Source organism: Streptomyces sp. NPDC057302 (genome assembly GCF_042667685.1).
In the GTDB taxonomy this organism is placed as follows: domain Bacteria; phylum Actinomycetota; class Actinomycetes; order Streptomycetales; family Streptomycetaceae; genus Streptomyces.
This window is the reverse complement of sequence record NZ_JBHUZJ010000075.1, coordinates 1-11,491: the sequence shown is the minus strand read 5'-3', so window position 1 is coordinate 11,491 and position 11,491 is coordinate 1. Positions and strand designations below refer to the sequence as shown.

Genomic DNA, 11,491 nt, shown 5'->3' with positions numbered 1-11,491 from the left:
GAATCCGCAGGGAGTAGCCTCGCCAGCATGCATGCGATCACGATCCCCGAAGCCGGCGGACCCGAAGCGCTCGTATGGGCCGAGGTCCCCGATCCCGTACCCGGCGAGGGTGAGGTGCTGGTCGACGTCGTGGCCAGCGCCGTGAACCGCGCCGACCTGCTCCAGCGCCAGGGCTTCTACAACCCGCCGCCCGGCTCGTCCCCCTATCCGGGGCTCGAGTGCGCCGGCCGCGTGACCGACATCGGCCCCGGCGTCTCCGGCTGGAAGATCGGCGACGAGGTGTGCGCGCTGCTCGCCGGCGGCGGCTACGCGGAGCAGGTCGTCGTTCCCGCGGGACAGCTGCTGCCCGTGCCCGAAGGCGTCGACCTCGTCACGGCGGCCGCGCTGCCCGAGGTGACCTCGACGGTCTGGTCCAACGTCTTCATGATTTCCCACCTCAGGCCCGGCGAGACGTTCCTCGTGCACGGCGGCTCCAGCGGCATCGGCACCATGGCGATCCAGCTGGCGAAGGCCGTCGGCGCCACGGTGGCGGTCACGGCGGGCACCAAGGAGAAGCTCGACTTCTGCGGGGAGCTCGGCGCGGACATCCTCATCAACTACCGCGAGCAGGATTTCGTCGAGGAGATCAAGAAGGCCACGGACGGCGCGGGCGCGGACGTCATCCTCGACAACATGGGCGCCAAGTACCTGGACCGCAACGTGCAGTCCCTCGCGGTCAACGGCCGTCTCGCGATCATCGGCATGCAGGGCGGCGTCAAGGGCGAGCTGAACATCGCCACGCTCCTGGGCAAGCGCGCCGCCGTCACCGCGACCTCGCTGCGGGGGCGTCCCGCCGAGGAGAAGGCGACGATCGTCGCGGCCGTGCGGGAGCACGTGTGGCCGCTGATCGCCGGGGGCCACGTACGGCCGATCGTCGACCAGACCGTGCCGATGAGTGAGGCGGCGACCGCCCACCGCGTCCTGGAGGAGAGCTCGCACATCGGGAAGGTGCTGCTCGTCCGCTAGGTCGCGCCGCTGGGTCGCGCCGCTGGGTCGCGCCGCTGGGGTGGGGTGATTGACCTGCGGGTCGGTGGGGGTTTGTCGCGCAGTTCCCCGCGCCCCCTACGGGGCTCAGTCCTCCCGTCGCCGGGTGCCAGGACAGTCGAGATGCCGGAGTTGTGTCACTGTGTGACGCTTGATGCAGCTTCAGTGATCTCTCTTGATCTTGGCTACCCGGTAGCGGGAGGGGGTCAGCGTGATGACTCCATGGCTTCGCCCCTTGTCGATCCTTCGCCCCTTGTTGATCCTGGCGGTGCTCCTGGCCGTCTCACCTCTCTCTCTGTCGTACGCCGCCGAACCCTCCCCCAGCCAGACCCGTGCTGGAAGCGTCCCCGGTGACGGCAGGGCCCGCCCGGGTCGCGCGGACCCGCTGCCGCCCCCGCCCCCGCCCGCCCAGGTCTCCGCACCGGCCGACCGGCCGAAGGCGACCCCGGTCGAGAAGCCCGCGAAACAGCGGTCCACCACCAGGACCACCGCGTCCGACACCACCCGGCGGACCGCCACCGGACCCCCCGTACCCGGCCTCCGCGTCCTGCCGCTCGGCAGCGGCCTGGTCCTGATCGGCCTCGGGGTCGGATTCTTCGCCGTACGACTGCGCCGCGGCTGACCGGAGCCGATCGGAGCTGACACGATCGGCCCCCTCGTACACGGTGGATCAGCGGCAAATGGGGGCACCACCGATGTGTGATGTACGCGTGCGAGAGAATGGCGGCATGGAGATGCCGAGGAACGAACGGTCGCAGGAGAGCCCCCAGGTCCTGGTTGTCGGACAGGACGGAATGGCGCTCGGCGGCGGCGGAGACGACGAATCCCGCGAGGTCCCGGTGACGGACATGGTCGAACAGCCGGCGAAGGTCATGCGCATCGGCAGCATGATCAAGCAGCTGCTCGAGGAGGTGCGGGCGGCACCTCTCGACGAGGCGAGCCGGGTGCGGCTCAAGGAGATCCACGCCAGTTCGGTCAAGGAGCTCGAGGACGGTCTCGCCCCCGAGCTCGTCGAGGAACTGGAGCGTCTCTCCCTCCCCTTCACCGACGAGGGAGTGCCCAGCGACGCCGAACTGCGCATCGCGCAGGCCCAGCTGGTGGGCTGGCTCGAAGGACTCTTCCACGGGATCCAGACGGCCCTCTTCGCGCAGCAGATGGCGGCGCGGGCGCAGCTCGAATCGATGCGGCGCGCGTTGCCGCCCGGTGTGGGCGGCGGCGAGGAGGAAGAGGACGGCGGTATCGCGGGACGGACCGGAGGGCCCTACCTCTAGTCAGCACCTCTAGTCAGCACCTCTAGGCAGCGGCAAGGGCGGTAGCCGATAAAGAGCGCGAAGCGAAGGGCCCGGTCACAAGGTGACCGGGCCCTTCGCTTCAGATGTCTCTTCAGATGTCGCGTCGGACGTCGCGTCAGCTCAGGCGGGATTGCCCGTGGAGATGGTGATCTCGATGTTCACGTCGTCCGGGTCGACGTCGGACTCTTCCTTCGGGGACTGGGACATGACCGTGTCCTCCCCGTAGGTGTTCTCGTCCACCGTGCGCTTGTCGTACTGCCAGCCCGCGGCCTGGAGGCACTTCTGCACGGAGCGCCAGTCGTTGAACGTGAAGTCCGGGACCTTGATCTTGTTCTCGTCGTTGTACGCCGTCTCGGGCTCGGTGCACTCTTCGGTGTCGATCGTCTTGCTGCGGTCGGGACCCCGGTGCCCGGCCACCGGAGCCGGCGACTTCTTGTCCTTGGCGTCCTTGTCCCCGTCGTCGCCGCTCATGGACACCGCCGCGATCACGCCGCCGATGGCGAGAAGCGCGACGACGATCGAGCCGACGACCACCGGCATGTTCCGCTTGCCGCCGCCCGAGCCGGATCCGCCCTGGCCCACGGACGTCTGCCCGTGCTGCGGCGAGAGCGTGTAAGGGGGCGGGGTCTGCGCGCCCTGGGGGGCGTACGCGTTGGTGGGCGCCGGGGTCGGATAGCCACCCTGCTGCGGGTAGCCGTAGCCCGGGGTGACGGGGGGCGGTGTGGCGGGGCCGTACGTACCGGGACCCGGCTGGTACGGCGTCTGGACGCTGCCCTGCTGCGGGAGCGAGGAGTCGACCGGCGGGAAGACCGCGGCACCGACACCCGCGCCGCTCGCCGTCTGGGCACCCGGCACGATGCTCGGCGCGGAAGCCTGGAAGGACTGGGCGACGCGCAGGCACTCGTCGCGCATGGCCTCGGCGGTCGGAAAACGCTCGTTCGGGTTCTTCTTGAGCGCGCGGGCGACGATCGCGTCGACAGCGGGCGGCAGCGAGCGGTTGATCGAGGACGGAGCGACCGGCTCCTCCTGGACGTGCGCATACGCGATGGCCAGCGGGGAGTCCGCCTCGAAGGGCAGCCGTCCGGTGGTCAGCTGGAACAGCATGATGCCGACGGAGTAGAGGTCGGAGCGGGCGTCCACACCGCGGCCGAGCGCCTGCTCCGGCGAGAGGTACTGGGGAGTGCCGACGACCATGCCGGTCTGCGTCATGGAGGTGACGCCGGACTGCATCGCGCGGGCGATGCCGAAGTCCATGACCTTGACGACGTTGCGCTTGGTCATCATCACGTTGCCGGGCTTGATGTCGCGGTGGACCAGGCCCATCTCGTGGCTGATCTCCAGCGCGGCGAGCACATCGGCGGTGATCTTCAGGGCCTGGTCGCTCGGCATCGCGCCGAACTGGGCGACCGAGGTGTCCAGGACGGAGCCGAGCGGCTGTCCCTCCACATACTCCATGACGATGTACGGCATCGTCGCGCCGTCGAGCTCGTCCTCGCCGGTGTCGAAGACCGAGACGATGTTCGTGTGCGTGAGCTTGGCCACCGACTGGGCCTCGCGGCGGAAGCGCTCGCGGAAGGACTGCTCGCGGCCGAGCTCGCTGTGGAGCGTCTTGATCGCGACTTGACGATCGAGTACGGAGTCGTACGCGAGGTGGACGGAGGCCATGCCGCCCTCACCGAGAAGATCGAGCAGCTGGTACCGGCCACCGGCCAGCGAGCGCCCCGCATACCGTCCCTGTGCGCCGTCCTGGCTGCTCATGTCGTGCGTCCCCCATCGGCGCGGTGTGCCGGACGGCTCCGCGATCGGTGATCGATTCCCGCTATTCCTGGCCAAGTCTGCCCGAGGGCAGTGCCACGTCAAGCTCGATGCCCGTTCCGTGACCGTACGCGCAAGAAGCGTCTCGGAAGCGTTACAAGTTTGCGCGCGAGGGCCCCCGGCGGGTTTGATGTCCGGTCCACCTCGAACCGGCGTGGCGCGCGAAGGCTGTAGCGTGGCCCGGCGGGGATCCCCCGGTACCACCAAGCACCACGACCAGAAACGACGGCGAGGACTGATGGCACAGACGCAGCGCGCTCAGGGCCCGTCCGACCCCGAGGCGAGTGGCGGCGGTATGTCAGACGCGCCGGAGTTGTGGGGTAATGCCGGTCTTGTCGGGGACGGCCGTTATCGGCTGACCCACAGACTCGGCCGGGGCGGCATGGCAGAGGTGTTCGCGGCCGAGGACGTACGTCTCGGTCGTACGGTCGCCGTCAAGCTGCTCCGCTCCGACCTCGCGGAAGACCCGGTCTCCAAGGCCCGCTTCACCCGCGAGGCCCAGTCGGTGGCCGGACTCAACCACCACGCGGTCGTGGCGGTCTACGACTCCGGTGAGGATGTCGTCGGGCCGAGCGTCGTCCCGTACATCGTCATGGAGATCGTCGAGGGCCGGACGATCCGCGATCTGCTGCTCAACGCGGAGGCGCCGGGCCCCGAGCAGGCCCTGATCATCGTCTCCGGGGTGCTCGAGGCGCTCGCGTACTCGCACCAGCACGGCATCGTGCACCGCGACATCAAGCCCGCGAACGTGATCATCACCGACACCGGCGCGGTGAAGGTGATGGACTTCGGCATCGCCCGTGCCCTGCACGGCGCGCAGTCGACGATGACGCAGACCGGCATGGTCATGGGCACGCCCCAGTACCTCTCCCCGGAGCAGGCGCTCGGCAAGGCGGTCGACCACCGTTCCGACCTGTACGCGACCGGCTGTCTGCTCTACGAACTTCTCGCCCTGCGGCCCCCGTTCACCGGTGAGACGCCGCTCTCCGTCGTGTACCAGCACGTCCAGGACATCCCGGTGCCGCCGTCCGAGACCTCGGACGCGTCGCCGCCGGAGCTGGACGGCCTGGTGATGCGTTCGCTGGCCAAGGACCCGGACGACCGGTTCCAGACGGCCGAGGAGATGCGCGGTCTGGTCCAGTACGGGCTGCAGATGCTGCACGAGCAGGGCAGCCACACCGGGACCTGGAACACCGGTCCCGTCGACGTCGCCGGCATGCACGAGGGCGGCAGCACCCCGGCGATGGGCGTCGCGGGTGCCACCGCGATGCAGCACCCGGGCGACTCCGGCACCGCGCAGATCCCGGGCGCCATGCTGCGTCCGCCGGGCGGCGACGACGGCGGCTTCGAGGGCGGTCACCGCCCCGGCAACGGCAAGGGCCGCGGCAAGATGTGGATCCTGGCCGTGCTCGCGGTCATCGCGATCGCCGTGGGTGTCGCGTTCGCGCTGTCGGCGAACGGCGACAAGACCAAGGAGAAGGACACCCCGACGAAGGAGCCGACGAAGCAGTCGGAGACGAAGAAGCCGAGCAAGAGCGCGGACGAGGAGACCTCGGACGAGGACACCTCGGTGCCCGGCGACGGCTCCGGCGGCCAGGGCGACTACACCCCGTCGGCCCCGCCCTCCAACGACTACACGCCCTCGCCCACCGAGAGCCAGCCGACGGACGAGCCGACGGACCCGACGGACGACCCGACGGAGCCGACGGACGATCCGACGGAGCCGACGGACGACCCGAGCACGCCGACCAGCGAGGACCCGCCGGTGACGAACGGCGGCACGGGAGATGTCGAGGGCGCCGGCGGCGAGGGCGACGGCTGAGCGGCGGACAGCACGCCGACAGGACCCCAGACAGACAGAGACATACAGACAGAGACATACAGACATACGCACGCGCGCGTGGAGCCCGGAAGGGCACCACGCGCGCGTGCGTCGTTCAGGGGGTCACGGTCCCGGGGTCACAGCATGCGCTGCAGCTGCCGCTCCCGGCCGCCGTGCAGGGTGTGCACCGTGGCCAGCTGCGGCTCTATGCGCATGTAGACCGGGTCATAGAGCTCGCCGTCCACGTAGTGCGGGCCGGGACCGAAGAGTTCGAGCTCGTCGTTGGTCGGCTCGACGGCCTCGCAGAGCCCGACGAACTGCACGGTCCACTGACCCGTGCGCGCGGTCTCGGCGCTGAGATTGTCCGCCCCGTAGGCGACGACACTGCCGAGGCAGGCCTGGTGATAGCCGTATCCCTTGTGCATCCGCAGCAGGATGCGCCCGTCCACGACGACGTGGCGGGCCGCGGCGAGGAAGGGCAGCGCGCGCATGCTGGTCGCGACCCGGCCGTAGTCGGTGCGGCCGAGCAGTTCGAAGGCGAGCCGTTCGTCCTGTTCCAGATCGTCGGAAGGCATGCGTCCACCCTCTGCCACCGGCGGGGGGCCGGGGAAGGGGATCCCGCCCTTAGGGGATGGGGACGTAAGTCCCGTTTCCCCGTGTCAGTGGTGCTGTTCCGCCTGCATACGGGCCACATACGCGGCCGCCTGCGAGCGCCGCTCCATGCCGAGCTTGGAGAGCAGGCTGGACACGTAATTCTTGATCGTCTTCTCGGCGAGGTGCAGCCGTTCGCCGATCACCCGGTTGGTCAGGCCCTCGCCGATCAGGTCGAGGATCTTGCGCTCCTGGTCCGTCAGGTTCGACAGACGCTCGTCGCCCTTGGGGGTGTTCCCGTCGCGCAGACGCTCCAGGACACGGGCCGTGGCGACGGGGTCGAGCAGCGACTTTCCCGCCGCCACATCGCGTACGGCCGAGAGCAGTTCATTGCCGCGAATGGCCTTCAGGACATAGCCGGAAGCGCCCGCCATGATCGCGTCGAAGAGAGCCTCGTCGTCCGCGAACGAGGTGAGCATCAGGCATTTGATGTCCTCGTTCTGCGAACGGATCTCGCGGCAGACCTCGACCCCGCTGCCGTCCGGGAGCCGCACGTCGAGCACGGCCACGTCCGGCCGTGTCGCAGGGATCCTGACCAGGGCGTCCGCCGCCGTCCCCGCCTCGCCGACCACCTCGATGTCGGACTCCACGGAGAGCAGCTCATGGACTCCACGGCGGACCACTTCATGGTCGTCGAGGAGAAATACCGTAATTTTTCCGTCTTCGCGCACGGAGCCAGTCTCACACACGATCTCTCGCAGTGCCTGAGCTGAACTCTTCCCGTGCGTGGGGTGGCCGGGATAACGTGCCGGTGTTCCGGCCCCCTGCCAGGCTGTGATCAGTGCTGTGACCAGGAACTGTTCCCGACTTTCTGGATTTACTCGGAAATCCAAGCAGTCAGATACTTGGAAATCCAAGCAAATTCGCAGGTCAGATGGGGTTTCACAGAATTGGGAAGCACTGGGTAACGTGCATTGTGCAGGGCGCTCGCCGGGGCACCTGTCACGCCTGTTCCCGGCCGAGTCGCACCCACCCCGTGCGCGGGCACGGATCAGGCGAGCCGCGCCCCCAAGCTCTCAAAGAGCAGGGGGGACCCCCAGCTTCCCGGTAATCCCGGGGGCCGGACCGACGGAGGAGCACACGTGACCGTGGAGAGCACCGCCGCGCGCACACCGCGCCGCAGCAGTACGAGCGGCGGCAAGCGCACGAGCGCCAAGAAGGCCGCGCCGAAGAAAAGCACGGACAGCGCGAACAGCACGGAACCCCAGCTTGTTCAGTTGCTGACCCCTGAAGGCAAGCGGGTCAAGAACGCCGAGTACGACGCATACGTCGCGGACATCACCGCCGATGACATGCGCGCCCTGTACCGCGACATGGTCCTCACCCGCCGCTTCGACGCCGAGGCCACCTCCCTGCAGCGCCAGGGCGAGCTGGGTCTGTGGGCCTCGCTGCTCGGCCAGGAGGCCGCCCAGATCGGCTCGGGCCGTGCCACGCGCGAGGACGACTACGTCTTCCCGACCTACCGCGAGCACGGCGTCGCCTGGTGCCGCGGGGTCGACCCGACCAATCTGCTCGGGATGTTCCGCGGCGTGAACCACGGTGGCTGGGACCCGAACACCAACAACTTCCACCTGTACACGATCGTCATCGGCTCGCAGACCCTGCACGCCACCGGTTACGCGATGGGCGTGGCCAAGGACGGCGCGGACTCGGCCGTGATCGCGTACTTCGGTGACGGTGCCTCCAGCCAGGGCGACGTCGCCGAGGCCTTCACCTTCTCCGCGGTCTACAACGCTCCGGTCGTGTTCTTCTGCCAGAACAACCAGTGGGCGATCTCCGAGCCCACCGAGAAGCAGACCCGGGTGCCGCTCTACCAGCGCGCGCAGGGCTTCGGCTTCCCGGGCGTGCGGGTCGACGGCAACGACGTGCTCGCCGTGCTCGCCGTCACCAAGTGGGCGCTTGAGCGGGCGCGTACGGGCGAGGGCCCGGCGCTCATCGAGGCGTTCACGTACCGCATGGGCGCGCACACCACCTCCGACGACCCGACCAAGTACCGCAGGGACGAGGAGCGCGAGGCCTGGGAGGTCAAGGACCCGATCCTGCGCCTGCGGACCTACCTGGAGGCCGAAGGTCACGCGGATGAGGGATTTTTCGCGGAACTCGACGCGGAGAGCGAAGCGTTGGGAAAGCGAGTGCGAGAGGTGGTGCGGGCGATGCCGGATCCGGATCTGATGTCGATCTTCGAGAACGCGTATGCGGACGGGCATGCGCTGGTCGACGAGGAGCGCGCGCAGTTCCAGGCGTACCAGGCGTCGTTCGCGGACGCCGCTGACGGCGGGGAGGGCAAGTAGCCATGGGCGTACAGAAACTTCCCCTCGCCAAAGCGATCAACGAATCGCTGCGTACGGCGCTGGACACCGACCCCAAGGTCCTCATCATGGGCGAGGACGTCGGCAAGCTCGGCGGCGTCTTCCGTGTGACGGACGGGCTCCAGAAGGACTTCGGCGAGGACCGTGTCATCGACACCCCGCTCGCCGAGTCCGGCATCGTCGGCACGGCCATCGGCCTGGCGCTTCGGGGCTACCGCCCAGTGGTGGAGATCCAGTTCGACGGCTTCGTCTTCCCCGCGTACGACCAGATCGTCACGCAGCTCGCGAAGATGCACGCCCGCGCGCTCGGCAAGATCAAGATGCCGGTCGTCATCCGCATTCCGTACGGCGGCGGCATCGGCGCGGTCGAGCACCACAGTGAGTCGCCCGAGGCGCTGTTCGCGCACGTGGCGGGCCTCAAGGTCGTCTCGCCCTCGAACTCGTCGGACGCCTACTGGATGATGCAGCAGGCCATCCAGAGCGACGATCCGGTGATCTTCTTCGAGCCGAAGCGGCGTTACTGGGACAAGAGCGAGGTCGACACCGAGGCCATTCCGGCGCCGCTGCACAAGGCCCGGGTCGCCCGTGAGGGCACGGACCTCACCCTCGTCGCGTACGGCCCGATGGTGAAGGTCTGCCTGGAGGCCGCGGCGGCCGCCGCCGAAGAGGGCAAGTCCCTTGAAGTGGTGGACCTGCGCTCCATGTCGCCGATGGACTTCGACGCGGTGCAGGCCTCGGTCGAGAAGACGCGGCGGCTCGTCGTGGTCCACGAGGCCCCGGTCTTCCTGGGCGCGGGCGCGGAGATCGCGGCCCGCATCACCGAGCGGTGCTTCTACCACCTCGAAGCACCCGTGCTGCGGGTCGGCGGCTTCCACGCGCCGTATCCGCCGGCGCGGCTGGAAGAGGAGTACCTGCCGGGCCTCGACCGGGTGCTCGACACTGTCGACCGCTCGCTGGCGTACTGAGGGAGAGGGTCGTGACGACGATGACAGACACTGCGCTGGCCGAGTTCAAGATGCCCGACGTGGGCGAGGGGCTCACCGAGGCGGAGATCCTCAAGTGGTTCGTGGCGCCCGGCGACACGGTCACCGACGGGCAGGTGGTGTGCGAGGTCGAGACGGCCAAGGCCGCCGTCGAGCTGCCCATTCCGTTCAACGGAGTCGTACGGGAACTGCGCTTCCCCGAGGGCACCACGGTCGACGTCGGGCAGGTGATCATCGCGGTGGACGTGTCCGGCGGTGGCGCCCCCGCGGAGACTGCCGCCACCCCGGCGGCGGAGGCCGCCCCCGAAGCAGCCCCCGCAGCCCCCGCAGCCCACGCCGCCCCCGCCGCCCCCGAGGAGGAGGCCGCCCCCGCTGGGCGGCAGCCGGTGCTGGTCGGTTACGGGGTCGCCGAGTCCTCGACGAAGCGCCGCGCGCGCAAGTCGGCGCAGGACCAGGCTGCCGCCGCCGGTACGTACTACGCGGCGGCGGTCCAGGCCGAGTTGAACGGCTCCGGCGGGGCCGGCGTCGCCGAGCCCGCAGCTCCCGCCGCCCCCGTCGACTCCACCGCCCCCGCGGGCGAGCGTCCGCTGGCGAAGCCGCCGGTGCGCAAGCTCGCCAAGGACCTGGGAGTCGACCTCACGGCCATCGTCCCGTCCGGGGCCGACGGGATCATCACGCGCGAGGACGTGCACGCGGCGGTGGCGCAGGCCTCCGCCCCGGCCGCCCCGGCCCGCGTGGCCGCGCCGCAGCCGGTGGCCGCCGAGGCCGCCGCTCCTGCCGCGGCCCCCGTGGCAGGAGCCGACGCCCGCGAGACCCGCGTCCCCGTCAAGGGCGTCCGCAAGGCCATCGCCCAGGCGATGGTCGGTTCGGCCTTCACGGCGCCGCACGTCACGGAGTTCGTGACGGTGGACGTGACGCGGACGATGAAGCTGGTCGAGGAGCTGAAGCGAGACGCGGACCAGCACGGCTTCACGGGCCTGCGGGTCAATCCGCTCCTGCTCGTCTCCAAGGCGCTGCTCGTGGCGATCCGGCGCAACCCGGAGGTCAACGCGGCCTGGGACGAGGCGAATCAGGAGATCGTCCAGAAGCACTACGTGAATCTGGGCATCGCCGCGGCGACCCCGCGCGGCCTGGTCGTCCCGAACATCAAGGACGCGCACGCCAAGACCCTGCCGGAACTGGCCGCGTCGCTCGGCGAGTTGGTGTCCACGGCCCGTGAGGGCAAGACGTCACCGGCCGCGATGCAGGGCGGCACGGTCACCATCACGAACGTCGGTGTCTTCGGCGTCGACACCGGCACGCCGATCCTGAACCCGGGCGAGTCCGCGATCCTCGCGGTCGGCGCGATCAAGCTCCAGCCCTGGGTCCACAAGGGCAAGGTCAAGCCGCGTCAGGTGACGACGCTCGCGCTCTCCTTCGACCACCGCCTGGTCGACGGCGAGCTCGGCTCCAAGGTCCTCGCCGACGTGGCGGCGATCCTGGAGCAGCCCAAGCGCCTCATCACCTGGGCGTAGGCAGTACGACGAGGGGGCCCGCCCCCAGGACCCGCGGGCCCCCCCCGCGGAAAACCCGAGGGGGGACATAATTTATCCCAAG

The 11,491-nt window shown here is 69.5% G+C and carries 10 protein-coding genes; 7 read left to right on the top strand and 3 right to left on the bottom strand.

The window, feature by feature from the left end:
* The first annotated feature begins 27 nt into the window (after positions 1-27).
* From ACFUPX_RS35125 to ACFUPX_RS35115, 3 genes are all read left to right on the top strand, one after another.
* Positions 28-1,005 (top strand): NAD(P)H-quinone oxidoreductase, encoded by a 978-nt coding sequence (locus ACFUPX_RS35125; protein WP_383332106.1) that lies wholly within the window; start codon positions 28-30, stop codon positions 1,003-1,005.
* 232 nt (positions 1,006-1,237) lie between these two features.
* Complete coding sequence (locus tag ACFUPX_RS35120; RefSeq protein WP_383332104.1) at positions 1,238-1,645, top strand: hypothetical protein; 408 nt, start codon at positions 1,238-1,240, stop codon at positions 1,643-1,645.
* Between the two features lie 106 nt (positions 1,646-1,751).
* Positions 1,752-2,294: a bacterial proteasome activator family protein gene (locus ACFUPX_RS35115; protein ID WP_383332102.1), complete on the top strand. Its 543-nt coding sequence runs from the start codon at positions 1,752-1,754 to the stop codon at positions 2,292-2,294.
* Between the two features lie 141 nt (positions 2,295-2,435).
* Here the strand turns inward: ACFUPX_RS35115 and ACFUPX_RS35110 are convergent, their stop codons facing one another.
* A complete protein-coding gene (locus ACFUPX_RS35110) occupies positions 2,436-4,073 on the bottom strand; it encodes a protein kinase (RefSeq protein ID WP_383332100.1) in 1,638 nt (545 codons plus the stop codon).
* A 295-nt stretch (positions 4,074-4,368) separates the two neighbouring features.
* On the opposite strand from ACFUPX_RS35110, the gene ACFUPX_RS35105 reads away from it, so the two are divergent.
* Positions 4,369-5,952 carry a protein kinase gene (locus ACFUPX_RS35105; protein WP_383332098.1) on the top strand — a complete coding sequence of 528 codons (1,584 nt, stop codon included), beginning with the start codon at positions 4,369-4,371 and terminating at the stop codon, positions 5,950-5,952.
* A gap of 137 nt (positions 5,953-6,089) precedes the next feature.
* On the opposite strand, the gene ACFUPX_RS35100 is transcribed toward ACFUPX_RS35105, so the two are convergent.
* Both ACFUPX_RS35100 and ACFUPX_RS35095 read right to left on the bottom strand, forming a co-directional pair.
* On the bottom strand, positions 6,090-6,527 hold the full coding sequence (locus tag ACFUPX_RS35100; protein ID WP_383332096.1) for a pyridoxamine 5'-phosphate oxidase family protein: 438 nt from the start codon (positions 6,525-6,527) through the stop codon (positions 6,090-6,092).
* An 84-nt stretch (positions 6,528-6,611) separates the two neighbouring features.
* Positions 6,612-7,274: a response regulator gene (locus ACFUPX_RS35095; protein ID WP_383332094.1), complete on the bottom strand. Its 663-nt coding sequence runs from the start codon at positions 7,272-7,274 to the stop codon at positions 6,612-6,614.
* Between the two features lie 411 nt (positions 7,275-7,685).
* On the opposite strand from ACFUPX_RS35095, the gene pdhA reads away from it, so the two are divergent.
* The 3 genes from pdhA to ACFUPX_RS35080 are packed head-to-tail and all read left to right on the top strand — an operon-like array spanning position 7,686 to position 11,409.
* Positions 7,686-8,894: a pyruvate dehydrogenase (acetyl-transferring) E1 component subunit alpha gene (gene pdhA / locus ACFUPX_RS35090; RefSeq protein WP_383332092.1), complete on the top strand. Its 1,209-nt coding sequence runs from the start codon at positions 7,686-7,688 to the stop codon at positions 8,892-8,894.
* Between the two features lie 2 nt (positions 8,895-8,896).
* Complete coding sequence (locus tag ACFUPX_RS35085) at positions 8,897-9,877, top strand: alpha-ketoacid dehydrogenase subunit beta (protein WP_383332090.1); 981 nt, start codon at positions 8,897-8,899, stop codon at positions 9,875-9,877.
* 11 nt (positions 9,878-9,888) lie between these two features.
* Positions 9,889-11,409, top strand: coding sequence for a dihydrolipoamide acetyltransferase family protein (locus ACFUPX_RS35080; protein WP_383332088.1), 1,521 nt, complete (start codon positions 9,889-9,891; stop codon positions 11,407-11,409).
* The last annotated feature ends 82 nt before the right edge of the window (positions 11,410-11,491 follow it).